The sequence below is a fragment of the Streptomyces sp. 150FB genome (genome assembly GCF_000818195.1).
Taxonomy (GTDB): Bacteria; Actinomycetota; Actinomycetes; order Streptomycetales; family Streptomycetaceae; genus Streptomyces.
Genome location: NZ_JTHL01000001.1, coordinates 6,041,208 through 6,063,641, shown reverse-complemented (window position 1 = coordinate 6,063,641; position 22,434 = coordinate 6,041,208). Strand labels below are relative to the sequence as shown.

Below are 22,434 nucleotides of genomic sequence, written 5' to 3'. Positions count from 1 at the left end.
CATACGCCCGACAGGCGCGGTAAGTACGATAAGCGCGATTCCGCCCCGCCCGCCCCGCCCACTCCCCGGACCGGCTCAGCCGAGGACCCGGTACCCCGCCTCCTCCAGCGCCCTCGCCACATCGGCGGCGTGCTCGGGCCCCTTGGTCTCCAGGTGCAGTTCCACATCGGCCTCGCCGAGGCCGAGCCGGGGATCGGTCCGCGCGTGGCTCACGTCGAGCACATTGGCATCGGCCACCGACAGCACCCCGAGCATCGTCGCGAGCGCCCCGGGACGGTCGGTCACCCGCAGCCGCAGGCTCAGATAGCGCCCGGCCGCCGCCATGCCGTGGCGCAGGATGCGCTGCATCAGCAGCGGGTCCACATTGCCGCCGGACAGCAGCGCGACCACCGGGCCCCTGAACGCCTTCGGGTCGCTCAGCAGGGCCGCCACCGGGCTCGCGCCCGCCGGTTCCACCACCATCTTCGCCCGCTCCAGACAGAGCAGCAGCGCGCTCGACAGCTCGTCCTCTGACACCGTACGGACCTCGTCCACCAGCTCCTGGACGATCTGGAAGGGCACATCGCCGGGGCGGCCCACCTTGATGCCGTCCGCCATCGTCGACAGCGCCCCGACCGACACCGGCCGGCCCGCCCGCAGCGAGGGCAGATACGCCGCAGCGCCCTCCGCCTGCACCCCGATCAGCTTCACGTCGGGGCGCAGCGCCTTCACGGCCACGGCTATCCCGGCGGCCAGACCGCCGCCGCCGATGCCGACGACGATCGTACGGACCTCGGGGCACTGCTCCAGGATCTCCAGGCCGACGGTGCCCTGTCCGGCGATGATGTCCGGGTGGTCGAAGGGGTGGATGAAGACCGCACCGGTGTCGTGCGCGTACCGCTGCGCCGCGGCCAGGGTCTCGTCGACGACCTGCCCGGAGAGCCTCACCTCGGCGCCGTACTCACGGGTGGCCGCGACCTTCGGCAGCGGCGCTCCGATCGGCATGAACACCGTCGAGCGCACCCCGAGCAGCGTGGAGGCGAGTGCGACGCCCTGCGCGTGGTTGCCCGCGCTGGCCGCCACGACCCCGGCGGGACGCTCCTCGGGGGACAGGCCCGCGATCCGCACGTACGCGCCGCGCAGCTTGAAGGAGCCGGTGCGCTGGAGGTTCTCGCACTTCAGCAGGACCGGCGCGCCGACCAGTCCCGTCAGATACCTGCTGCCCTCCAGCGCGGTCATCCGGGCGACTCCGGCGAGCATCTTCTGCGCCCCTCGGATGTCGTCGAGGATCAGGGTGTGCGAAGGGGCGGGCGTACCGAAGCTCATGCCCGCAAGTCTGGCAGCTCATCGCGGTGACGGCCGCCGGGAACCTTCTCGGAAGCTCCTCAGAAGCTCCCCGGAAGCTCCCCCTCCTGATGGGTTTGGTCGGCGCAGGTACGACTGGGCTGCCAGCCGCGTACTCTGTCCTGCACCAACCGACCCCCGCACGAAAGAGCCCCCAGCCATGCCCCCGATTCAGGACATGACTTCCGCTGCGCCGTCGTCCGGGAAGACGTCGTCCGGCCTGCCGGACGACGCGCGTCTCCTCGACGCCCTCCAGCACCAGGTGGCCGTCTTCGCCCGGAGGGCCGAGCAGACCCGGCTCGGCGGACTCGGCCAGGTCCGCAACTCGATGGACCGCGCCGCCTACCTGCTGCTCAACCGGCTCGACCAGGAGGGCCCGATGGGTGTGAAGGCCCTCGCGGCCGGCATGGGCATCGACTCCTCGACCGTGACGCGGCAGGTCGCGCCGCTGGTCGACACCGGCCTGGTCAAGCGCACCTCGCACCCGGAGGACGGCCGTGCCGTCGTCCTCCAGCTCTCCTCACGCGGTCAGTCCCGCCTCGAAGAGGTACGGGCGTCACGGCGCGAACTGATGGCGCAGGTGACCAACGGCTGGTCGGAGGACGAGCGGGACGCCTTCACCACCTTGCTGACCCGGTTCAACACCTCGCTCTCGGTCCGGCAGGCCGGAGCGCAGTCCGCCGAGGTCCCGGAGGCGCCGGGCACACCGGGTCCGGCCGACGGCTCGGACGGATCTGACGGATCCGACGGCTCGGACGGATCCGACGGGCCGGACGCCTCGGGACGCTCCGGCGGCTCGGAGACGCCCGAGGCGGGGAACGGCGGTACGCCTCCGGCGCCCGGCGAGTAGCTCCCGCCGGTGGAGCCGCCGACGCCCTCTTGACCCTGGGCCCCCGCCGGGCCTCATATAAGGGCGTGCTACAGCGGCAGTCGTCCCTGGATCGCCGCCGCGCCCGCGAATTCGAGTCGTTCGTGGCGGGCGCGGCAGGCAGGCTCCTGCATGTGGCGGCGCTGCTCACGGGCGAGCCGCGCACCGAAACCCCGCGTGCCCAGAAACTGCTGGCCACGGCGCTGGCCGCCACGTACGCGGACTGGGACCGGCTGCGCGGCGAGGACCCGTACGACCGCACCCGGCAGGAACTCGTCACGCGCTTCGTCCGTACGGCCTGGCAGCGCGGCCGGCACGCGGGCGGCGGCGTACTCGGTTCGCTCGGGGCGCGGGAGCGGGTCGCCGTGGTGCTGCGCATGTACGAGGGCGCGGCCGAGGAGCAGACGGCGGCGCTCATCGGGCTGCCGGTGGAGCGAACCCGTGCGATCTGCGCGCGGGCCGTCACCACCCTGTGGGAGGCCGCGAACCCGGCGCCCCGGACGCGACAGGACGACCACCGAGGCACGGGCGAGGACAAGAACGACAACAAGGACCAGGGGGGCAAGGGCCCGGCGCCCGCCGCCGGGGCAGCCTCATGAGCGGTGCGAGCCGCAAGGAGGACGGGATACGCCGGATGCTGGACTTCCCGCACCCGGTCGTCCCCGCCGATCTGGTGCCGCGCGCCACCGAGCGCGGTATCCGGCGGCGCAGACGGCGGCGCTCGGCGCGCCGGGCGCTGTGGGCGCTGCTGGTGGTGGCCGTGATCGTGTTCGCGGTGTGGGCGTGGGTCACCGAGCCCTGGTACACACCGCCGTCGGGAACGACTCCGCCGTTGGAGGGTTTCTGACCCGCCCCGGCGCGTACCCCCGGTGGACCCGCCGCACGGCGTGCGTCGGGTCCACCGGGGAACGCCCGGCACTCAGGACAGGGCTCAGCCCAGCGCCTGCTTCAGGTCCGCCATCAGGTCGTCGGCCGACTCGATCCCGACCGACAGCCTGACCAGGTTCGCCGGCACCTCCAGCGCCGAGCCCGCCACCGAGGCGTGGGTCATCAGCCCCGGGTGCTCGATCAGCGACTCGACACCGCCGAGGGACTCACCGAGCGTGAACAGCTCGGCGCGGTCGCACACCGCGACCGCCTCCTTCTCGCCGCCCTCGCCGACCAGGAACGAGATCATTCCGCCGAACGCCTTCATCTGCTTCGCCGCGACCTCGTGGCCCGGGTGGTCGGGCAGGCCCGGGTAGAGGACCTTCGAGACGCGGGGGTGGCGTTCCAGCATCTCGGCGATGCGGGTCGCGTTCTCGCTGTGCCGGTCCATCCGTACGGCGAGGGTCTTGATGCCGCGCAGCACCAGCCAGGCGTCGAACGGTCCCGCGATCGCGCCCATCGCGTTCTGGTGGAAGGCCAGTTCCTCGCCAAGCTCGGTGTCGGCCACGACCAGCGCGCCCCCGACGACGTCGGAGTGGCCGCCCATGTACTTGGTCGTCGAGTGGACGACCACGTCGGCGCCGAGCGCGAGCGGCTGCTGGAGGTAGGGGCTCGCGAAGGTGTTGTCGACGACGAGCTTCACGCCCGCCGCGCGCGCGATGCCGGCGAGGCCAGCGATGTCGGTGATGCCGAGGAGCGGGTTCGAGGGGGTCTCGACCCAGATCGCCTTCGTACGGGGGGTGATCGCCGCCCGCACCGCCGCCGGATCGGAGGTGTCGGCGACCGACCACTCGACGCCCCACCGGGAGACGACCTTGGCGAAGAGGCGGAAGGTGCCGCCGTAGGCGTCGTTCGGGATGACGACATGGTCGCCGGGCGACAGCAGCGTACGCAGCAGGCAGTCCTCGGCCGCGAGGCCCGAGGCGAAGGCGAGACCGCGCCTGCCGCCCTCCAGGGCCGCCAGGTTCTCCTCCAGCGCCGTACGGGTGGGGTTGCCGCTGCGGCTGTACTCGTAACCACCGCGCAGACCGCCCACTCCGTCCTGCTTGTAGGTGGACACCTGGTAGATCGGGGGGACGACCGCGCCCGTGAGCGGGTCGGCGGTATTGCCCGCGTGAATGGCGCGGGTCTCGAAGTTGTACTGCTCGCTGATGTGCTGGTGGCTCATGGGAATCGAGGGTAATGCCGGAGAGGCACCGGTCGCCGCGCAGCGCGTTCGCGTCGAGTGCGCCGTCCCCGCCGAACGCGTTCCCGGCAGGCGGTGCCGTCCGGGACAATGAGGCCATGGAGATTCTCTGGTTCCTGCTGGCGCTCGGTCTGCTGGCCACGGTCATCAGCCGCTTGTTCCTGCGCGGGCGCGGCGGAATCCGCCAGGTGGCGCCCGGTTCGCCGGACGCCGCCGACCCCGCCGCGTACGGCTTCGTGCTCCAGGAGGAGCTGGACATCCGGCTGCCCGGGCCCGACCAGGACTTCCTCGACGTGCTGGAGGTCGTCCAGCACACCCAGGACTGGCACGCGGCGGCGCAGTTGCTGGCGGGTACCCCGAAGGAGGGCGAGGTGCGCTGGCAGCGCGTCCAGGCCTTCGCGGGCGCCGCCTCGCTGGAACTCCAGCAGAGGCCGGGCGTGGGCGGCCAGTGGCTGCGGGCGTGGCGCGCGGAGTCGCCGAAGGACGCGGGCGGGGCGGCGGTGCACGCGGAGTTCCTGGTGCAGCAGGCGTGGCGTACGTCGCGGGTGGGGGCGGACGACTTCCGGATCATCCTGGAGGAGGCCCGTACGGTCTGCGGCGAGGCGGCGCTGCTGGCGCCCGGGGACCCCGTGCCGTACATCGTCGAGCTGGCGGTGGCGCGCGGACTCGGCTACCCGCACGAGCAGTTCGACCAGCTCTGGGCGCACGTGATCGACCGCGCTCCGGCGCACATGGGGGCGCATCTGGCGGCGCTGCGTTACTGGTCCGAGAAGTGGCACGGCTCGCGCGAGGAGGCCGACCACTTCGCGACGGCGTCGGCGGCGCGTGCCCCGCGCGGCTCGCTGCTCGCGGCTCTGCCGCTGTTCGCGGTGTACGAGCATCTGCCCGATGTCATTCTCGTGCGCGGCTTCTACCAGACCCAGGTCGTCACCAGGGCCGTCGAGGGTGCGCTGTTCGCGGTGCACGCGGCCCGGGAGGACGACCCGATGTTGTCGCACGTACGGCACCTGCTGGTGCTGTTCCTCGTCCGGTCCGAGCGCTGGTCGGAGACGATGAACCAGCTCGTGCGGGTGGACGGCCATGTCGGGGCGCTGCCGTGGACGTACAGCCGCGATCCGGCGGCGGAGTACGCCGTCCACCGCGCGCTGGCGGTGGCCGGCTACGAGGCGAACGGCGGGAGCCCGGCGACGCTGCCTCGGTGAGCGGGGCGCCGCCCCAGGTGGCGGCGGCGTGGCGGCGGTGTGGCGGCGGAATTCCGGCCCGGGTCCTCACGTTAGGAGATACAGGACCCCACAGCCGAGGAGACCTGAATGTTCCTGTCCAACCGCACCCCCGAGCTCCCCACCCCCGAGCAGGCCCTGCGCGGCCGCCCCGAGCCCGAGTTCTCGGTGCCGGGCCGGCACACGGTCCTCGGCAACCCCTTGCTGGGCCCGTACCCCAAGGGCTTCGAGGTCGCAGACTTCGGCCTGGGCTGTTTCTGGGGCGCGGAGCGCACGTTCTGGCGGACGAAGGGCGTCTGGACGACGCTCGTCGGCTACCAGGGCGGCATCACGCCGAACCCCGCGTACGAGGAGGTCTGCTCGGGCCTGACCGGGCACACCGAGGCGGTCAGGGTCGTGTTCGACCCGACGGTCGTCACGTACGCGGAACTGCTGAAGGTCTTCTGGGAGGGGCACAACCCGACCCAGGGCTTCCGGCAGGGCAACGACGTGGGCACCCAGTACCGCTCGGCGATCTACACGCACTCCGCCATGCAGGAGGAGACGGCCGAGGCCTCGCGTGAGTCGTACCAGGAAGTCCTGGACAAGGCGGGCTTCGGCACGATCACCACCGAGCTGCTCCCGGCCGAGGGCCGTACGTTCTACCCGGCGGAGGGCTACCACCAGCAGTACCTGGACAAGAACCCGGACGGGTACTGCGGCATCGGCGGCACGGGCCAGGAGCTGAGCGCCCCGTCCAAGACCAACTGGGGCCGTTCCTGCCCGACGGGTATCGCCGCCGCGAGCTGAGTGGCTCGACGCGAGACGCGACAGCGCACGCACCACTGACGCCGCACCGCCGCCCCGGTCCGTAGGACGGGGCGGCGGTGGGCGTTCAGGGCCTTTTCGGTATGCCTATGGCATATGCGGACCGTCTTGGTCCCCACTCGCAGAGCGCCACCCCACCCCAAGTACAAGATCCGGGCCCTCTTCCTCTCTCCACCCAGCACGCGGTACCCCTTATGAGGACCGGCCGCTCAGCGGCCACCGCATGAAGGGGGAGCCGAGCCATGGCGGATGAAGTGGATGAACAGGCCGGGCACGGGTGGCGCGTGGACGAGCGGTGTATCAACTGCGACGTCGCGCGGCAGTTGGCGCCCGGGCTCATCGGGGAGGCAGGCGGCCGTTCCGTCGTACTGCGCCAGCCTCGCGACCAGGCGGAGACCGAGCGGTTCCACGCGGCGGCGCACGCCTGCCCCACCCGGTCGGTCCGTGCCCCTGGCGGGGGGATCGAAGCGGCTCTGGACCCGTTCCCGATGCCCTTGGACGACACAGTCCTCCTTTGCGGGCACAACTCCATCCAGACGGCGGCCGCCAATTCCTACCTGCTGCGCCGACCCGACTCCACCACGATGATGGTGGACACACCCCGCTGGAGCGACGCCCTGGCCGCGCGGTACGAGGCGCTCGGCCCCGTCACCGACGTGCTCCTCACCCACCGCGACCACGCGGCGCACGGCCGCCGCTACGCCGACCGCTTCGGCGCCCGGCTGTGGATCCACGAGGGTGACCTCGACGCCGCCCCGGACGCCGACTGCGTGCTCCGTGGCACCGACCCGGAACTGATCGCCGCCGGGGTGACCGCCGTACCTCTTCCCGGGCACACGCGGGGCTCCGTGCTCTATGTCGCCGACGAGCGGTACTGCTTCAGCGGTGACAGCTTCTACTGGTCCCGTACGACAGAGGACATCGAGGTGGCCGAGAACGTCACCTGGTACTCCATCGAGGAGTTGGCCGCCTCGCTGACCCGGACCGCGAACCTGTTGCGCTTCGAGTGGCTGCTCCCCGGCCACGGCGACCGGCGCCATCTCCCCGCCGACGACATGGCGCGGCGACTGGGGCAGTTGGCGGCGCGTACCCATGAACTCCGGCCCCGGCCCGTCGACTTCACCGCTGTGCGCTGGTAGCGGCCGACGGATCCTCGCGTACGGGAACCACCGGACCGGCCGAACTCACCTCGCCCGGCAGCTTCCTGATCCGGGGCACCGGCGACGGGAGCAGCCACAGCACGGCCAGCAGCGCGCCCAGCGTCGCGATCCACAGCGTCGGGCGCAGCCCGATCGCCGTACCCAGCGCGCCTCCGGCCAGCGCGCCGAGGGGGCGCGTCCCATGGGTGAGCGTGCGGTTGGCGCCGTTGACGCGGGCGCGCAGCGCGTCCGGGATCAGGGCCGTCTGGAGCGAGCCGAGGGAGATGTCGGCGACCATCGCTCCGACGCACGAACCGAATTCGGCGAGGAAGAGCGTCGCCAGGACGAGCGCGTACGGGCCGCCCGCCAGTGGGACGAGCAGCAGCGGCACCGTGAAGCAGACGAACCCGGCAACCGCCGCCGGGCCGACCCCGATACGGCGTACGAGCCGGCCGGTGAGCACGGCACCGAACAGGCCGCCGACCGCACCGGCCCCGAGCACAAGCCCCAACGCGCCCGGACTGAGGCCGAGTTCGGTGGTGGCGTAGAGCACCAGGAGCGTCTGGAGGATGAAGCTGAAGAACTGCACGGTGGCGGAGGCCGCGAACGTGGCGCGCATGACCCGCGATCGGACCACCCAGCGCAGGCCGGCCATGAAGTGCCCCTTCGCCGCCGCTGTCGCCGGAGGCTCCTCGGGGGCGATACGGGCCAGACAGCACGCCGAGGCCAGATATGTCAGCGCGTCCGCCAGCAGCGCCAGTGGCGCGGTCAGGAGCTGTACGAGCAGGCCGCCGGCGCCGGGTCCTGCGACGGAGGCCATCGCGCCGCTGCCGTTGACGAGGGAGTTGCCCTCGATGTACCGCTCGGCGGGGATCAGCGAGACGAACAGAACGGTGTTGCAGACATCGAAGACGACGGTCAGCGCCCCGACGCCGAAAGCGACGGCGTACAGGTACGGGAGGGTCAGCGCGCCGAGCGCGTAGGCGACCGGGACCGACGCGATCAGCAGCGCCCGCGCCAGATCCGTCGCGATCATGGCCCGGCGGCGGCGCGCCCTCCGGTCGGCCCAGGCACCGGCCGGAAGCGAGAACAGCAGCGCGGGCAGGAGCTGCGCCGTGGCCAGCAGGCCGATGCCCGCCGCGTCGGCGTGGAGCGCGAGGATCGCGACGAGCGGCAGGGCGATCTGGGATATCTGGTCGCCGGCGAGGGAGACGCTCTGGCCCGTCCAGTAGCGGCGGAAGGGGCGCCGGAGCAGCAACTCGGGAACTCTGCCCGTGATCCGGGCCGAGCCCCGCGCCCACGCGCGCTCCCGGCCCTTGGCCTCCGGGGCCGCCGGCCCGGCGCCCGCCTTCACCGGGGGCCGCCCCCAGGCGGTGGCGACGCGGGAGGGGACGCGGGGGGCCGCGCCACCGGGAAGCCCGTACGGATGATCTGGACGAGGCGTGCGCCCTCCGGATGGGCCTCCCGGGCCTCCTGAAGGCGCTCGTACGGGCGCAGCACCTCGGCCAACCTCTCGCCCACGCTGCTGAGTTCGTCGGCCGTCAGATAGAGCAGCGTGTCACCGAAGACCGTGGCTTCCTGCCACTCCCTCGGGAGCGCGGGGCGCTCCTCGATCGCCTTGCGCATCTGCTCGAAGTACTGCTCGGCGGCGACCTTCTCCACCGCCCTGCCCGCCTCGGCGACGGCGGGGTCCTCCGAGTACTCGGGCCAGTCCGTGAAGCGCGCCGTGGCCCGCCAGGGCTTCTCGCGTCCCTGGCCGCCGGGGGCCAACTCGACCAGCCCGTACTTGGCGAGCATCCGCAGGTGGTACGAGCAGCTCGCGACGGACTCCCCCGTCAGCTCGGCCGCCCGGGTCGCCGTGAACGGCCCCTCCATGCGGAGGAGCCCGACGAGGCGCATCCGGGTGGGGTGGGCGTACGCGCGCAGCGCCCTGGGATCGGTGAGACGCGCCGTACCGGGCCGGGGCGCGGCCTGCTCCGCGTGCTCTTCCTGCTGCTTGCGACTGTCCGCCATGATGTAAAGGTATCTTTAGAAAGAAACCTTTACAAGCCCGGCCAGGCGACCCGCCCACACCTCAGCCCCGCAGCGGCTTCAGCGCCGCCCCCCACGCGATCACCTGGTCGAAGACTGTGTTGAGCGCCTCCTCGTGCCGGGCGGTCGTCTTCAGCTCGTAGAAGTTCTCGAAATCTGTGTAGGAATTCAGTGCGAGTTGTGCACGTATGGTGGCGACCTGGAGCTCGGCCATCACCAGCCGCAGTTGCTCCACCGCGCGAATACCGCCGGCCGCCCCGTAGCTGACGAAGCCCGCCGCCTTGTTGTTCCACTCCGCGTACACGAAATCAATGGCGTTCTTCAGGCCACCCGAGATCCCATGGTTGTACTCCGGTGCCACAAACACGTAGGCATCAAATCCGGCCACGGTGGCGGCCCAGTCCTTGGAGTGCTGGTTGGCGTACTGACCGGCGATCGGCGGTACGGGTTCGTCAAGAATGGGCAGATCGACCTCTGCCAGGTCGATCAGGGTGAATTCGGCGTCGTTCCGCTTCCGCGCCACCTCCAGCACCCACCTGGCGACGATCTCGCCCACGCGATTGGGCCTGGTACTGCAGATAATGACGGCGATTTTCAGCATTGCTGCCTCTTCCCTGGGGGCCGTGGGGCCGGTGGAGCGCGAGGCCCCGAGGGGAATCGAGAGGGGCATCACGAACCAGCCAATTCCCGACATACACTAGCACTTGGTAGCATCTTCAACCATCGCAGCCTTATCGCCCGACCGGCCGGAAAGTACAAGCGTCAAGAGCGTCCGGCAAAGTGCCACGGATACCCCGACGGCCGGTGTAAAGTCAGGCCCCGCCTGGCCATGCGCGACGCGATCGAGCTGATCCGGCACTCGCCCGGGCCTTCAGGGCCAATCACGAGTTGGTGCGCCCGGGACGAACCAAAAAGCGCCACCCGCACCTGCCGGACCTCTGCCCGCCCCCGCCCTCCACACCAGCGACCCTCCTTGCGTCACGGCAGGCAACGGCAGTTCCGTTTCGGGCACTCGGGCGTTACGCCCGAGGCATCCCTTTATGCCGTGCGGCCACTTGAGCTATTTGACGGAGTTTCAACCATGTTCGCCGAAACCCTCATCACGACATTCACCAAGAAACTCGCCACGACAATTGTTCTAGGACGCTCCTCACTGTTCGACGGAGTGAACGGAGTGCAGCGGTGACTCTTCTGGCGGACACCCTGTTCGCGGCGGCCGGGATCGGAGTCGCGGGGGCCGGACTGCTGCCCCTGGTGGCACGGTCGAAGCGGCGGGGCCGGGAACTTTCGGGCGAGAAGTCCGAGTTGGAGCGGAAGCTGCGGCAGGCGCTGGCGGACAGCGACCAGCGGCAGCGCGCGGTCCTGGCGGAGCTGCGGCACATGGGAGCCGTACGGCTGGCCGAGCTGGGCACCGCCATCACGCACCCGCACGTACAGGTGAGCGGACTCCTCGACCCGCGGCTGGCGGCGACCGAGACCGACACCGCGCTGACCACGGTGCAGGAGCGCGTCAGGGAACTCGTACTCGCCGAGCGGCTGCGCGTCGACGAGGCGGCGAAAGCCGTGATGCGAGGAACGATGGGCAAGGTGCAGGCCCTTCACTACCAGCAGCAGACCTTCGTACAGGAGATGCAGGAACGGTTCGACGAGCCCGAGGTCGCCGAAGCCCTGCTGCGGCTGGACGAGATGAACGAGCGGGTGCTGCGGCTGATCCAGGACGTCGCCGTCGTGTGCGGACGGTGGCCGGGGCTCGCGCGCGGCGACTCGCCCGTGACCGACATCGTCAAGGGCGCGGCCTCACGGGTCGTCGGATACCAGCGTGTCGAGACGAGTTACCGGCTGCGCGGCCGGCTCGGCGTGGTGGCGCGCGCGGTCGAGCCGCTCGCGATGATCCTCGCCGAGCTGCTCGACAACGCGCTCGGCCACTCCCCGAGCGATGTGCGGGTCGAGGTCGACGTCATCCATGGCGCCGCCGGTCTCACCTTCTTTGTCACCGACTGGGGCCCCGGCATGAACAGTGAGGAGCTGGCCATCGCCAACTCCCTGCTGACCGGCGACCGTTCGCTGCTCTTCGTGGACCTGGAGGGCAAGCCGCCGAGCCTCGGCTTCGCGGTGATCGGGGAGTTGGTACGCCGCTACGGCTTCCGCGTCCAGGTCGAGACGGCTCGGTCGAGCGACGGCGTACGCACCGCTGTCCTCGTACCCGACGAACTGCTCGTCGCCCTGCCGGAGTTGGCCGGCGGCGCCGCGGGCCACGGTGGTGGCGGGAGCGCCGAGGCGCCCGTACCCGATCTGCCGCGCCCGGCGCGTACGCCGCGCACGCCGCCCGCCGTGGTACGCGAGGTCACCCGCGACACGGGACCGGCCGCGGCGCCCGGCTCCGTACCGGCCGTACCCGGCGTACCCGCGTCCGCCGCACCTTCCGCACCCGCCGTGCTCGCCACCGGCGACCGCGCCAAGAGCGAGGTCCTGCCCCAGCGGCGCAGGCGAAGCGGGGCCACCCGCGCGCCGATCCGTTCCGCGGTCCGCGGGGACGAAGCGGCCACGGGCGGGAACGGCGACGGGGACCCCGGTGCGGACACGGCGGCGGACAGCTTCCGCGACCGTGACCCGCAGGAGAACGCGGCCCGTTGGGGAAAGCTGCAGAGCGGTACGGCGGCCGGCCGGCGCGCGGTCGTCACGCCGGACGGAGACTCGGAGATGGGTGAGCAGGGATGACGAACACGAACTACAAGAAGCTGGGACGCACCACGGAGGAGCCGATGACCTGGGCTCTCGAACCGCTGGTCAAGATCCCGCACGTCATCCACGCCGTCGTACTGACGGCCGACGGCCTGGTGGTCGGCCGCTCCCCCGATCTGGAGCGTACGGACGCCGAGGGCGCGGCCGCCATGCTCTCCACCGTGCAGGCGTCGACCCGCACCATGCTCGCCGCCTTCATCGGCTCGGCGCGCGAGGTGCGGCTGCGTCAGGTGGTCGCCGAGTCCACCGAGGGCTACGCCTTCATCACCGACGCGGGTGAACACACCATCCTCGCCGTCTACACCGACCTCGAAGTCGACCTCGGTGTGGTGGCCGAGGCGGTCCAGATCCAGGTCAAGCGGCTCGGACAGAAAGTGATGAGCGCCGCGCCACGCCAGCCGGCCGAGGACGCGTTGTCATGACGGCGGGCCGGCGGGCCCCACGTCCGCTGGTGCGGCCGTACGTGGAGACCGGCGGCCGGGCCAGACCGGAGGCGGGCCAGGAACGGTTCGGCCTCGAACGCATCACCCTGCTGTACGCGGTCGACCCGGCCGGCGCCGAGGACCAGGAGGTCCCGCCCGGCCTGAGCGACAAGGAGGAGCAGGCTCTGACGATGCTCCGGGCCGGCGCCCTGTCCCTGGTGGAGACGGCGTCGTACCTGGAGCTCCCGGTGAGCCTGACCAAGGTCGTGGTGGCCGACCTGATCTCGGCCGGGCACCTCAAGGCCAGGCCGCCGATCCCGGTCGCCGCGCAGCACGACGCCGATTTGCTGAGAAGGGTTCTGCATGGACTTCGAGGAGCCAAGTCCGCCGCCGGTTGACTACCTGCCGCGCGACGCCCTGATGATCAAGACGGTGATCGCGGGGCCGTTCGCCGTGGGCAAGACCACGTTCGTCAGCGCGGTGTCGGAGACGCGAAGCCTGCACACCGAGGAACGCATGACCGAGGCCGGCGCGTTGATAGACGACCTGGCGGGGGTGAACGAGAAGACGGCCACCACCGTCGGCACCGACTTCGGCCGTCTCACGCTCGACTCCCACCTGGTGCTCTACCTGTTCGGCAGTCCGGGGCAGCGGCGCTTCCGGCTGCTGTGGGAGGACATCGCGCGGGGCGCGCTCGGTGTGCTGGTGCTGGTCGACACACGCCGGCTCGACTCGGCGTTCGAAGTGATGGACATGGTCGAGGACTCGGGGCTGCCGTACGCCGTCGCCGTCAACCGCTTCCCCGGCGCTCCTGAGCACTCGCTGGAGGACGTACGGCGCAGCCTCGACCTGTCCGCCGACACTCCGCTGCTCTCGCTCGACGCCCGCAGCAAGGACGAGTGTCTGGACGCCCTGATCGCCCTGACCGAATACGTCCTGGACCGCTCACCGATGGAGGTCACGTGACCGACCAGCCGCCGACCGCAGAGACCGACACCGAGAACGGGACCGGGACCGGGACCGTGACCGAGCCGCCGACGTTTCCGTCCGGTTGCCCGCTGACGTACGACGAGGAGCCCGAGCCGACGTTTCCCTCCGGCTGTCCGCTGACGTACGACGAGGAGCCCGCGGCGACGCCCGGCAGGACGGCGGGCGCCGGTACGGGCTCCGGCGGCGGGCCGATCCGGCTGCACGGCCCGGAGTTCGCCGCCGACAACGCGTCGTTCTACGCCCGCCTGCGCGCCGAAGGACCCGTCGTCCCCGTGGAGGTCGCTCCCGGCGTCCGCGCGCTGCTGGTGACGGACTACCGGACCGCGCTGGAGGTGCTGCGCGACACGGACGTCTGGTCCAAGGACCCCCGGGTCTGGGAACGCGACCTGGCGCCCGACTCCCCCGTACGGCCGCTGCTCGAATACCGGGCGACCGCGCTGTTCGTGGACGGCGAGGAGCACCGGCGCTACCGGGGCGCCATCCGGGACTCGTTCGACCGGTTCGAGCCGCATGTGCTGCGCGCCACGGTGCAGCGCACCGCCGACAAGCTCATCCGCCGCTTCGCCGCCAAGGGCGAGGCCGACCTGATGCGTGACTTCGCGCTGGGGCTGCCGATCACGCTGTTCAGCGAGCTGTTCGGGCTGCGTATCGAGAGCGACCGGCTGGCGGCGATCGTGGTCGGGCAGGCCAGCGTACGGGCCGGTGAGGCGCAGGCCGCCTACGCCGAGTTCGTCGGCGCGATGACCGCGACCATCGAGGCGAAGCGGGCCGAGCCGGGGCAGGACCTGGTGAGCTATCTGCTGGCGCACCACGCGGACCTCTCGCCGGTGGAGGTGCTCGACGAACTCCTGCTGACGGTGGGCGTGGCGAACGACCCGACGTCGGGTCTCATCGGCAGCACGCTGATGCTGATGCTGACCGACGAGCGCTATTCGAGTTCGCTGACGGACGGCGCGCTCACCGTGCACGACGCGATGCGTGTGGTGCAGTGGCACCACTCCCCGGTGGGCAACTACGCGGCGCACTACCCGCGCCGCGATGTCACGCTCGGGGGCGTGTGGATCGATGCCAACTCGCTGGTGATGATCTCGTTCGGCGCGATCAACTCGGCGCTGGCGCCCGAGCATCCGGAGGAGGCGGGCAACGGCGGTCGCGCGCACCTCGGATTCTCCGCGGGGCCGCACGCCTGCCCGGCGAAGACCCCGGCCACGATCGTCGCCGCCACCGCGATCGAACGTCTCACCAGCTTCCTGCCCACCCTGGAACTGACCGTGCCGACCGACCAGTTGACCTGGCGCGAGGGCGGCTTCCTGCGGTCGCTGACGTCACTTCCCGTACGGTTCACCCCGGTCAACCCGGACCAGGCCGGCGCCACCCCGTGGACACCGGGCCCCGTCGCCGCCGGAGTTCGCTGAGGGCGGCGCGGCGGGACGCCCGGGTGCGGGCCGGTGGGCGCGGGTGCGCTGACCGGCCCGTACTGAATTCCCGCCCTTACAAACGTCGTTCACTCCTTCTGATGAATGCTCATTATTTTTCGGACCCGCTGACCGGCTGCTCGCGATAGTGACAGCGCAGCAACTCCCCGTACTCCGGCGGAAGCCAGCGGCGGCACCACGACGCCCGACTGCGCCGGCCACGGATCCGACGAAAGGTGAGACACCCATGCGTACGGAAGCACTCAACCGGGTCAAGCTCGTGTTCACTCTCTTCGACGCCAACGGCAACGGATACCTGGATGCCGACGATTTCGAGCTCATGGGGAAGCGCGTCCTCGTGGCGGCGGTCGATTCGGACGAGGCGGCGAAGAGCGCGATGCTGGCCGCCTTTCGCCGGTACTGGGCGACCCTGCTGAAAGAACTCGACGTCAATGGCGACGGCAAGGTCAGTTACGAGGAGTTCACGGCCACCGTGCTGTCCCCGGAGCGCTTCGACGAGACGATCGCCGACTTCGCCGAGTCCCTCGCGGCGCTGGGCGACCCCGACGGCGACGGGCTCATCGAGCGGTCCGTCTTCGTGCCGCTCATGACGGCCATCGGCTTCCAACTGCCCAATATCCACGCGCTCTTCGACGCCTTCGAACCGGACGAGTCGGACCGGGTCAGGGTGCCGGTCTGGGTCGAGGCCATCAAGGAGTACTACGGCCCCGACAAGGGGGGCGTGCCGGCCGACTACCTGGTCGCGGTCCCCACGGGCTGAGCGCCGGCGCGTATGACGTAAGGCCACGGTCCCGGGGTGTGTGCGCGCCCCGGGACCTTCCGCTGTGCCCCCGCCCAACGCCCCGTCAGGCCTTCGGACTTCCCCATGCCGTGATGACGGCGAGGGAGAGGTCGTGGAAGCCGGGAGACGCCAACTCGGTGTACGCGTCCTCAAAGTCCGTGTCCTTCGCGAGCCCGGCGGCCACGATGGCCGCCCGTGACCGCTCCAGGTTCAGCCGCCACCACCGCGCCTCCTCGTCGCGGCCCTTGACGAGCTGGAAGCGCGCGTCGAAGCCGATGTCGACCAGTCCCGCCTTCTCCAGCGGCACCGGCAGTGTGCGGGCCCACCCGGTGTCCGAGCCGAGGGCCTGCTCCAGATGGGTGCGGAAGGCGCGCATGACGGTCCGGTAGGCCGGGTGCGGTGAGTCCATGACCGAGAAGGACGCGGGCTCCTCCACCATCAGCACACCGCCCGGCCGCAGCCAGGAGGCGAGCCGGACGATCGCCTTGTCCGGGTCGGGAAGGTGCAGCACCACATACCGGGCGTGGACGAAGTCGAAGGATCCCGGTGGGAAGTCCTCGGTGTAGAGGTCGTGCCGCAGCACCCGTACGCCGTGCTCGGTGAGTTCGTCGAGGAATGTGGTGTCCAGGTCGGTCACCGTCACCTCGGCCCCCTGCTCGGCCAGCCAGCGGGCCACCGATCCCCCACCGCCGCCGACATCGAGCACCCGGTCGCCCGGCTTGAGCCCAAGTGCCGTGAAACGCGCGCGAGTAGGCCCGTCGAGGACCGACTCCAGCAGGCCGAGCCGGTACCGCTCGTCGCTGATCGCGTGGCTGAACATCCCCTGGCCGTAACGCTCCCCGGTCCACTCCCACCGTTCGCCCGGTTGCTCTTCCGGCGCCGGTGCCTGTGCCTGCTCCGGTGCCGGTGCCGGGGCCTGCTCCGCGCGCGTCAGATATGTGTCCATGCCGAGGTCTCCTCAGGGTCCGGGCCGTACGGTCGGTCGCCGCTGTCACGGTGGCAGGAGGGCGCGCCAAGTACGCGCGGTTCGTGGGCAATTGGCTCGATATGATGATTCGGTGGCCGTGGGCGGGGTCTTGCCCGCAGGGCGGTGGTAGGCGCATCACGGGGGCGGGAGCCCGCGTCGTTCCCACCCGCACCTCAGCTCCCAGGAGACCCAGGGTTCACCTCGCCGCCACCCTCACGACGTAACGAAGTCACCCGACCCGCTAGTGGAGTTGGGTATTCCCGCACATGATCGGACCGCGCCTGTCCCCCACGGGCGCCGTCGCATCGGCCGCTTCGCAGGGAGATACGCATGACCAGTCCAGTGACCAGCCAGGTGACCAGCCAGCACCGTACGACTCCGGTGCGAAGGACGCGCCTGACGGGCGGCGCGCTCCGCTCCGTCGCCGCGGGTCTCGCCACCGGCGCGCTGGCGCTCGGCGGTGTCCTCGCGAACGGCGCCCCGGCCCTCGCCGCGAACACCGCGGCGACGGGCAGCAAGGCCTGCGACGCCCCGGCGGGCTCGTACCTGTGCGCACAGACCGGCGATCTGATCGATGTGACGCTGGACGAGCTGCATCCGACGCAGTCGACGCTCGGCTTCGACCAGATCTACTACAAGCTCGACCGGTACGCCGGCGACAAGGACGAGGCGGCGGGCGACCCGAACAAGCGGTTCGACGACTTCTGCGAGACCAACGGCCAGGGCGAGACCAAGTCGGTGACCTCGGGCGCCAAGCTCTCCGACCCGTCCAGCTTCACCTGCACCGTCAAGGTCGGCCAGGAGACGGACGACACCCTCGCCGAGATGAAGACGGCCGTCGTCGGTCCGGGCGGCGAGCTGTACCTCACCGATGGCCACCACTCGCTGACCTCGTTCCTGGAGACCCCCGACGGCGGTCCCGACATGCACATACGGCTGAAGGTCGCCGGCAATCTCAGCACCCTCTCCCAGGACGACTTCTGGAAGACGATGGAGCAGAAGAACTGGGTGTGGCTGCACGACGCCGACAACAACGCCATCACCCCCGCCCAACTCCCCCAGCACCTCGGCCTGTCGGGCTTCCAGGACGACCCGTACCGCAGTCTGGTCTTCTTCACCCGCGACATCGGCTACCAGGCGCCCGACGACGGCGCCGAGTTCCTCGAATTCCTGTGGGGAAGCTGGCTGCGCGGCGAGGTCGACCTCGACGACTACGACCTCGACGACCACGGTGACTACCTGGACGCGATCGAGGACGCGTCCAAGGCGATGACCGACGTCGACAAGGACACCGTGATCGCCAACGGCGAGACGGCGGAGGACCTCGGGCAGATGGACGAGTGGAACGACGGCAAGAAGGAGAGCGGCGGCGAGTTCGACAAGCTGAGCAAGAAGATCACGAGCGACGACCCGGGGAAGCTGGCGTACGCGCTGGACTACCGCGACCACCTCTGATCCATCCGGACGCCGGCCGGCCCGAACCGGGCCGGCCGGGTCGCCATGGGCTACCGTCGCCGTACAGCACCTGGTCCGACCATGGCGGCCGTGATCGGCTCAACAGCCCGACGAGGAGCCAGAGATGGCAGCCGACATCCCCGAACCACTCGGCCCGGACTCGTTGGCCTGGAAATACGTCGGCGACTGGCGCGGAGTCCTCGTCGCCCTGTGGGCCGGGTCGATGCAGAACATGCACCCCGCGCTCGGCGCCGGCGTCGAACAGCACTCGCGATTCTTCGAGGAGCGCTGGCAGCGGCTGTTCCGCTCGCTCTACCCCATAAGCGGAGTCGTCTACGACGGCCCGCGCGCCCGCGGGACCGCCCTCGAAGTCCTCGGCTACCACCAGCGGATCAAGGGCGTCGACGCCCGGGGCCGCCGCTACCACGCGCTCGATCCTGACACCTACTACTGGGCGCACTCCACGTTCTTCGTCAGCACGATCCTGATCGCGGACCACCTCGCGGGCGGCATAGGTGAGGCCGGGAAGCGCCAACTCTTCGACGAGCACATCCAGTGGTACCGGATGTACGGGCTGAGCATGCGGCCGGTGCCGGAGAGCTGGGAGGCCTTCCAGCTCTACTGGAAGCGGATGTGCGCGGACGTCCTGGAGGACAACAACGCCACCCGGGACGTCCTCGACATCGCGGCGATCGGGAGACCCCCGTTCCTGCTGTGGCTGCCGGCCCCGATGTGGCGCCCGATCGGCAAGCTGGTCGCGCGGGGCTTCGTCTGGTTCACCACCGGTCTCTACGACCGGGAGGTCCGCGACCTGCTCGGCTACACCTGGTCGGAGCGGGACGCCCGGCTCCACCGGAGAGCCGGTAAGGCGATCAACGCCCTGTTCAAGCTCGTGCCGCACGACCGCCGTTACCACCCACGGGCCCGGGCGGCCTGGCGCGCCGCCCGGGGCGAGCGGGCGGCGGACGCCGAGCTGGTCGAGACTCCACCGAGAAACCTGCCGCCACTGTCGGAGCGCGGAAAGCCGGAACACTACGCGCCGGAGCCCCGCTGACCGAGGCACCCGTGCGGTCCCCGGACTTCGTGGTCGGGGGGCCCGCACGGGTGACGGGACCGGGATCAGCTCGGCTGGTCGCCGGTGTACCGGTAGATGTCGCCGCCGCTGTTGATGTGCCACACGGTGCCGTCGGCGCCGGCGGCGATGTCGGTGGCGGTGCCCGGGACCTTGATCCACGGATTGACGCCGCTGGCGTCGTTGTTGGTGTACCGGTAGATGCTGCCGGCGGGATCGACGCCCCACACGTTTGTCCGGGAGCCCACCGCGATGCGCTTGAGGCTGCCGGAGACGCTCTTCCACGGGTTCGCGCCGTCCTGGTCTCCGGTGTAACGGTAGACCTGGTTCCCGCTGTTGACGCCCCACACGGTGCCGTCGGCGCCCGCGCCGATGTCGCTCAGCGCTCCCGGGATCTTGATCCAGGGGTTCGCGTCGTAGTTCGTGTACCGGTAGATGGCGCCGGCGGAGTCCACCCCCCACACGTTCGTCCTGGAGCCCGCGTCGATGCGGACCAGGCTGCCGGTGATGCTCGGCCACGGGTTGGAAGCCCCTTGATCCCCGGCGTACCGGAAGATCTGGTTGCCGCCGTTGACGCCCCACACGGTGCCGTCCGCCGCGGCACCGATGTCACTCAGCGCCCCCGGGATGTTGATCCAGGGGTTCGCGTCGTAGTTGGTGTACCGGTAGATGGCGCTTCCCGCGTTCACACCCCACACCGTCGTCCTGGACCCCGCCGAGACGGCCGTGAGACTGCCTGCGACCTTCACCCAATCCGCCATGCTGAAATCCCCTTCGCCGAACCGGTGTTGGCTGCCATCCTCGGCCAGGAAGTGGGCCACCAAGGCGGATGAATGCACGTACTAATACCAAACAAGCCCGTAAATCGGCGTTTGGGTTCCTTTCGCCTTGCGGGGTGGGCGGCGGGAGCGGGCGGCCGGGAGCAGTTCGGCTCGAAGCGCTGTCCCACTCAGAGGGGATCGACACGAGTGCGGGTTCATGCCTCCCGACCCAGTCCCGTTTCCGGTGAAACTAGAGCTTGATCTGGAAGAGGCCCGCCGGGCGTTCGCGGCGGTAGCCGAGGGTTTCGTTCACCGCGAGCATCGACGCGTTGTCGTCGGCGACGGTGGTGCTGATCTCCCGTACGCCCGGGTGCAGTTCGTGGAGTGTGCCGAGCAGGTGGTGCTTGACCGCGCGGCCGAGGCCGCGGCCCCGGTGGGTCGGGACGACCACGGTGTCGTACTGGAGGGCGCGGGTGTCCGACGGGTTGTTCAGGACGACTTCGGTGTACGCGACGATCTCGTCGCCGTTCGTGGTGTCGAGGACGGCCGAGATGAGGCGGACTCCGCCCCGGGCGCCGATGAGCCGGGCCACGGCTCTCACTCTCTCCACGTCCCAGCCCGGCAGTTGGCGGGCCATGGCCGCGCCGGGTGCGTCGTACATCGCGTTGTGGGCGCGGGCGAACGACTCCGCGTACGCGTCGGGGACGATGCCCGTCCAGTCCGCGAAGCGCAGGCCTTCCGGAAGCGGGGGCTGCGGTATCTCATCGAGGACCGGCTGGACACGCTGCACGTACCAGCCGAGGGGGAGCACGTTCATGAAGCCGAGGCTGTCGACGAACGCCTCGCCGGCGCCGCCGAGTTCGAGCACGGTCGCCACCGTCGAGCGGCCCTCGGCGGCGAGTTCGTCACGGATCGCGGACCAGAGCCGGGCGCCGATGCCGTCCCTGCGCGCCGCGGGGTGCACCACCAGGCTGTCCAGGATGGCCGTATGGCGGTTGTGCGGCTCGGTGAAGAGCTGGAGGGTAGCGACCCCCTCGTACGAGCCGTCGCGCGCCCGCGACGCCAGGTGTACGTTCCGGGCGCCCACCGGCGGGAAGCGCAGCTTTCCCTCGGTCTCCGCCCTGCTGGGCTCGGGCACCGCGGCCGGCAGATCGCGGACATGCGCCGCGGTGACCACGGCGTGCCAGGCGTCTGCCTCGGCGGCCGAGGGCGGGCTTCCCAGAGTGATCAGCATGCACCGAACCTACGCGTACGAGGGTGGCGACGCCCACGGGTTGTCGGGACATCCGGACGGAGGAACAGGACGAGAAGGGGCGCACGAGTCACAGGAGTCCCATGCGCCCCACGGGACTCACGCGACAGCGTTCTCCGTGATGGTCACGCGCCCCTTCCTGATCGTGGCGAGCCGGGGCGCACGCCGGGCGATGGAACTGTCGTGGGTGACCATGATGAAGGTCAGACCGTGCTCTTTCCAGAGGCCCTCCAGCAGTTCCATGATCTCGTCTCGCATCGACTCGTCCAGATTGCCGGTCGGTTCGTCGGCGAGAAGCACCTTCGGCTGCTTGACCAGGGCACGGGCGATCGCGACCCGTTGCTGCTGGCCGCCGGACAACTCACCGGGAAGATGGCCGGATCGCTCGCCGAGTCCGACCGACTCCAGCGCCCGCGCCGCCTGTTCGCGCCGGGCGGCGCCCTTGAGGCCGAGCGGTACGAGGGCCGTCTCGACGTTCTCCTGCGCCGTGAGGGTGGGGATGAGGTTGAAGCTCTGGAAGACGAAGCCGATGCTCTGCGCCCTGACCTTGGTGAGCCGGGACTCGGACAGCTTGGCGAGGTCCACACCGTCGAACTCGACACTGCCCTCCGTCGGCCGGTCGAGGCCGCCGAGCATCTGGAGGAGGGTGGACTTGCCGCCGCCCGTGGGGCCCTGGATGACGAGCCTGCCGCCGTCCTCGATGGTCAGGTCGACGCCGGACAGCGCCTCGATCTGTTTCTTGCCCCGGGTGTAGCGCTTGGTGACGCCTGCGAGGTGGTACATGGTGACGACAACTCCTGTTGCTGGACGGGGTTTCGGTGGCGTACGTGACGGCGTACGCGCCGTACGTGCCTGCCGTACGCGGCGGGTGCGCGTCCTACTCGACGCGGCGCAGGGCGTCCGCAGGACGCAGCCGCGAGGCGCGCCAGCCGCCGAAGCCGCCCGAGATCAGACCGCCGGCCACGGCCAGCCCCACGGCGAGCCCGATCGTGGTGAGCGAGACGGGCGCGGTGAGGGTGATGTGCAGCGCCTTGGTGGCGGCCTGGCGCGCCTGC

Annotated in this window: 22 protein-coding genes and 2 pseudogenes; 14 read left to right on the top strand and 10 right to left on the bottom strand. The window is 70.6% G+C overall.

All coding sequences use genetic code 11. The annotated features are described in order from the left end of the window. Positions 1 to 75 precede the first annotated feature (75 nt). Positions 76 to 1,305 carry a threonine ammonia-lyase gene (ilvA, locus tag QR77_RS26215; protein ID WP_040024533.1) on the bottom strand — a complete coding sequence of 410 codons (1,230 nt, stop codon included), beginning with the start codon at positions 1,303 to 1,305 and terminating at the stop codon, positions 76 to 78. A gap of 196 nt (positions 1,306 to 1,501) precedes the next feature. On the opposite strand from ilvA, the pseudogene QR77_RS26210 reads away from it, so the two are divergent. The 3 genes and pseudogenes from QR77_RS26210 to QR77_RS26200 form a co-directional block, all read left to right on the top strand. Beyond that, positions 1,502 to 1,990: pseudogene (locus QR77_RS26210) on the top strand (MarR family transcriptional regulator); the annotation flags it as partial. A 248-nt stretch (positions 1,991 to 2,238) separates the two neighbouring features. After that, positions 2,239 to 2,790 carry a hypothetical protein gene (locus QR77_RS26205; RefSeq protein WP_063798081.1) on the top strand — a complete coding sequence of 184 codons (552 nt, stop codon included), beginning with the start codon at positions 2,239 to 2,241 and terminating at the stop codon, positions 2,788 to 2,790. After that, positions 2,787 to 3,038, top strand: coding sequence for a hypothetical protein (locus QR77_RS26200; protein ID WP_040024532.1), 252 nt, complete (start codon positions 2,787 to 2,789; stop codon positions 3,036 to 3,038). The genes QR77_RS26205 and QR77_RS26200 overlap by 4 nt, the downstream gene beginning before the upstream one ends. 84 nt (positions 3,039 to 3,122) lie before the next feature. Here QR77_RS26200 and QR77_RS26195 read toward each other — a convergent pair whose 3' ends face one another. Next, positions 3,123 to 4,286 (bottom strand): cystathionine gamma-synthase, encoded by a 1,164-nt coding sequence (locus QR77_RS26195; RefSeq protein ID WP_040024531.1) that lies wholly within the window; start codon positions 4,284 to 4,286, stop codon positions 3,123 to 3,125. Between the two features lie 116 nt (positions 4,287 to 4,402). Here QR77_RS26195 and QR77_RS26190 point away from each other — a divergent pair, with 116 nt between their 5' ends. From QR77_RS26190 to QR77_RS26180, 3 genes are all read left to right on the top strand, one after another. After that, positions 4,403 to 5,506, top strand: coding sequence for a hypothetical protein (locus QR77_RS26190; RefSeq protein WP_040024530.1), 1,104 nt, complete (start codon positions 4,403 to 4,405; stop codon positions 5,504 to 5,506). Positions 5,507 to 5,614: 108 nt separating this feature from the next. Continuing rightward, a complete protein-coding gene (gene msrA, locus QR77_RS26185; RefSeq protein ID WP_040024529.1) occupies positions 5,615 to 6,313 on the top strand; it encodes a peptide-methionine (S)-S-oxide reductase MsrA in 699 nt (232 codons plus the stop codon). Positions 6,314 to 6,573: 260 nt separating this feature from the next. After that, on the top strand, positions 6,574 to 7,470 hold the full coding sequence (locus QR77_RS26180) for a ferredoxin (RefSeq protein ID WP_040024527.1): 897 nt from the start codon (positions 6,574 to 6,576) through the stop codon (positions 7,468 to 7,470). On the opposite strand, the gene QR77_RS26175 is transcribed toward QR77_RS26180, so the two are convergent. The 3 genes from QR77_RS26175 to QR77_RS26165 form a co-directional block, all read right to left on the bottom strand. Then, on the bottom strand, positions 7,451 to 8,824 hold the full coding sequence (locus QR77_RS26175; protein WP_236710819.1) for an MFS transporter: 1,374 nt from the start codon (positions 8,822 to 8,824) through the stop codon (positions 7,451 to 7,453). The two genes, QR77_RS26180 and QR77_RS26175, sit on opposite strands and share 20 nt — an antisense overlap. Further along, the gene (locus QR77_RS26170; RefSeq protein ID WP_078877146.1) at positions 8,821 to 9,483 is read right to left on the bottom strand and encodes a helix-turn-helix domain-containing protein; all 663 of its coding nucleotides are present in this window, start codon (positions 9,481 to 9,483) and stop codon (positions 8,821 to 8,823) included. Before QR77_RS26170 ends, QR77_RS26175 begins: the two co-directional genes overlap by 4 nt. A gap of 61 nt (positions 9,484 to 9,544) precedes the next feature. Beyond that, entirely contained in the window at positions 9,545 to 10,102 is a 558-nt protein-coding gene (locus QR77_RS26165; protein ID WP_040024526.1) for an NAD(P)H-dependent oxidoreductase, read from the bottom strand. Positions 10,103 to 10,683: 581 nt separating this feature from the next. Between QR77_RS26165 and QR77_RS26160 the strand changes: the two genes are divergently transcribed. The 6 genes from QR77_RS26160 to QR77_RS26135 all read left to right on the top strand — a co-directional run bounded on the left by QR77_RS26160 (position 10,684) and on the right by QR77_RS26135 (position 15,851). Beyond that, positions 10,684 to 12,219: a sensor histidine kinase gene (locus QR77_RS26160; protein WP_052489072.1), complete on the top strand. Its 1,536-nt coding sequence runs from the start codon at positions 10,684 to 10,686 to the stop codon at positions 12,217 to 12,219. Then, a complete protein-coding gene (locus QR77_RS26155; protein ID WP_040024525.1) occupies positions 12,216 to 12,665 on the top strand; it encodes a roadblock/LC7 domain-containing protein in 450 nt (149 codons plus the stop codon). Before QR77_RS26160 ends, QR77_RS26155 begins: the two co-directional genes overlap by 4 nt. Then, on the top strand, positions 12,662 to 13,063 hold the full coding sequence (locus tag QR77_RS26150; RefSeq protein ID WP_040024524.1) for a DUF742 domain-containing protein: 402 nt from the start codon (positions 12,662 to 12,664) through the stop codon (positions 13,061 to 13,063). Before QR77_RS26155 ends, QR77_RS26150 begins: the two co-directional genes overlap by 4 nt. Next, positions 13,029 to 13,631 carry an ATP/GTP-binding protein gene (locus QR77_RS26145; RefSeq protein WP_040024523.1) on the top strand — a complete coding sequence of 201 codons (603 nt, stop codon included), beginning with the start codon at positions 13,029 to 13,031 and terminating at the stop codon, positions 13,629 to 13,631. The genes QR77_RS26150 and QR77_RS26145 overlap by 35 nt, the downstream gene beginning before the upstream one ends. After that, on the top strand, positions 13,628 to 15,070 hold the full coding sequence (locus QR77_RS26140) for a cytochrome P450 (RefSeq protein ID WP_052489071.1): 1,443 nt from the start codon (positions 13,628 to 13,630) through the stop codon (positions 15,068 to 15,070). Before QR77_RS26145 ends, QR77_RS26140 begins: the two co-directional genes overlap by 4 nt. A 247-nt stretch (positions 15,071 to 15,317) precedes the next feature. Next, complete coding sequence (locus QR77_RS26135) at positions 15,318 to 15,851, top strand: EF-hand domain-containing protein (protein ID WP_040024522.1); 534 nt, start codon at positions 15,318 to 15,320, stop codon at positions 15,849 to 15,851. Positions 15,852 to 15,936: 85 nt separating this feature from the next. Here QR77_RS26135 and QR77_RS26130 read toward each other — a convergent pair whose 3' ends face one another. Then, positions 15,937 to 16,818: a class I SAM-dependent methyltransferase gene (locus tag QR77_RS26130; RefSeq protein WP_052489070.1), complete on the bottom strand. Its 882-nt coding sequence runs from the start codon at positions 16,816 to 16,818 to the stop codon at positions 15,937 to 15,939. A gap of 351 nt (positions 16,819 to 17,169) precedes the next feature. Here QR77_RS26130 and QR77_RS26125 point away from each other — a divergent pair, with 351 nt between their 5' ends. Next, positions 17,170 to 18,294, top strand: coding sequence for a ParB/Srx family N-terminal domain-containing protein (locus QR77_RS26125; protein ID WP_078877144.1), 1,125 nt, complete (start codon positions 17,170 to 17,172; stop codon positions 18,292 to 18,294). Positions 18,295 to 18,418: 124 nt separating this feature from the next. Further along, on the top strand, positions 18,419 to 19,348 hold the full coding sequence (locus QR77_RS26120) for an oxygenase MpaB family protein (protein ID WP_040024521.1): 930 nt from the start codon (positions 18,419 to 18,421) through the stop codon (positions 19,346 to 19,348). 65 nt (positions 19,349 to 19,413) lie between these two features. Here QR77_RS26120 and QR77_RS26115 read toward each other — a convergent pair whose 3' ends face one another. The 4 genes and pseudogenes from QR77_RS26115 to QR77_RS49110 form a co-directional block, all read right to left on the bottom strand. Next, positions 19,414 to 20,127 carry a tectonin domain-containing protein gene (locus QR77_RS26115; RefSeq protein WP_040024520.1) on the bottom strand — a complete coding sequence of 238 codons (714 nt, stop codon included), beginning with the start codon at positions 20,125 to 20,127 and terminating at the stop codon, positions 19,414 to 19,416. Positions 20,128 to 20,377: 250 nt separating this feature from the next. Further along, complete coding sequence (locus tag QR77_RS42415; RefSeq protein ID WP_052489068.1) at positions 20,378 to 21,361, bottom strand: GNAT family N-acetyltransferase; 984 nt, start codon at positions 21,359 to 21,361, stop codon at positions 20,378 to 20,380. Positions 21,362 to 21,478: 117 nt separating this feature from the next. Then, complete coding sequence (locus QR77_RS26105) at positions 21,479 to 22,162, bottom strand: ABC transporter ATP-binding protein (protein ID WP_040024519.1); 684 nt, start codon at positions 22,160 to 22,162, stop codon at positions 21,479 to 21,481. A gap of 94 nt (positions 22,163 to 22,256) precedes the next feature. Then, positions 22,257 to 22,434, bottom strand: a pseudogene (locus tag QR77_RS49110) (ABC transporter permease); the annotation flags it as partial.

Excerpts from the sequence above, each read along its gene's own strand:
- ilvA (WP_040024533.1), bottom strand. The coding sequence starts at position 1,305 with ATGAGCTTCGGTACGCCCGCCCCTTCGCACACCCTGATCCTCGACGAC.
- QR77_RS26200 (WP_040024532.1), top strand. The coding sequence starts at position 2,787 with ATGAGCGGTGCGAGCCGCAAGGAGGACGGGATACGCCGGATGCTGGAC.
- QR77_RS26195 (WP_040024531.1), bottom strand. The coding sequence starts at position 4,286 with ATGAGCCACCAGCACATCAGCGAGCAGTACAACTTCGAGACCCGCGCC.
- QR77_RS26190 (WP_040024530.1), top strand. The coding sequence starts at position 4,403 with ATGGAGATTCTCTGGTTCCTGCTGGCGCTCGGTCTGCTGGCCACGGTC.
- msrA (WP_040024529.1), top strand. The coding sequence starts at position 5,615 with ATGTTCCTGTCCAACCGCACCCCCGAGCTCCCCACCCCCGAGCAGGCC.
- QR77_RS26180 (WP_040024527.1), top strand. The coding sequence starts at position 6,574 with ATGGCGGATGAAGTGGATGAACAGGCCGGGCACGGGTGGCGCGTGGAC.
- QR77_RS26170 (WP_078877146.1), bottom strand. The coding sequence starts at position 9,483 with ATGGCGGACAGTCGCAAGCAGCAGGAAGAGCACGCGGAGCAGGCCGCG.
- QR77_RS26165 (WP_040024526.1), bottom strand. The coding sequence starts at position 10,102 with ATGCTGAAAATCGCCGTCATTATCTGCAGTACCAGGCCCAATCGCGTG.
- QR77_RS26155 (WP_040024525.1), top strand. The coding sequence starts at position 12,216 with ATGACGAACACGAACTACAAGAAGCTGGGACGCACCACGGAGGAGCCG.
- QR77_RS26150 (WP_040024524.1), top strand. The coding sequence starts at position 12,662 with ATGACGGCGGGCCGGCGGGCCCCACGTCCGCTGGTGCGGCCGTACGTG.
- QR77_RS26145 (WP_040024523.1), top strand. The coding sequence starts at position 13,029 with ATGGACTTCGAGGAGCCAAGTCCGCCGCCGGTTGACTACCTGCCGCGC.
- QR77_RS26135 (WP_040024522.1), top strand. The coding sequence starts at position 15,318 with ATGCGTACGGAAGCACTCAACCGGGTCAAGCTCGTGTTCACTCTCTTC.
- QR77_RS26130 (WP_052489070.1), bottom strand. The coding sequence starts at position 16,818 with ATGGACACATATCTGACGCGCGCGGAGCAGGCCCCGGCACCGGCACCG.
- QR77_RS26125 (WP_078877144.1), top strand. The coding sequence starts at position 17,170 with ATGACCAGTCCAGTGACCAGCCAGGTGACCAGCCAGCACCGTACGACT.
- QR77_RS26120 (WP_040024521.1), top strand. The coding sequence starts at position 18,419 with ATGGCAGCCGACATCCCCGAACCACTCGGCCCGGACTCGTTGGCCTGG.
- QR77_RS26115 (WP_040024520.1), bottom strand. The coding sequence starts at position 20,127 with ATGGCGGATTGGGTGAAGGTCGCAGGCAGTCTCACGGCCGTCTCGGCG.
- QR77_RS42415 (WP_052489068.1), bottom strand. The coding sequence starts at position 21,361 with ATGCTGATCACTCTGGGAAGCCCGCCCTCGGCCGCCGAGGCAGACGCC.
- QR77_RS26105 (WP_040024519.1), bottom strand. The coding sequence starts at position 22,162 with ATGTACCACCTCGCAGGCGTCACCAAGCGCTACACCCGGGGCAAGAAA.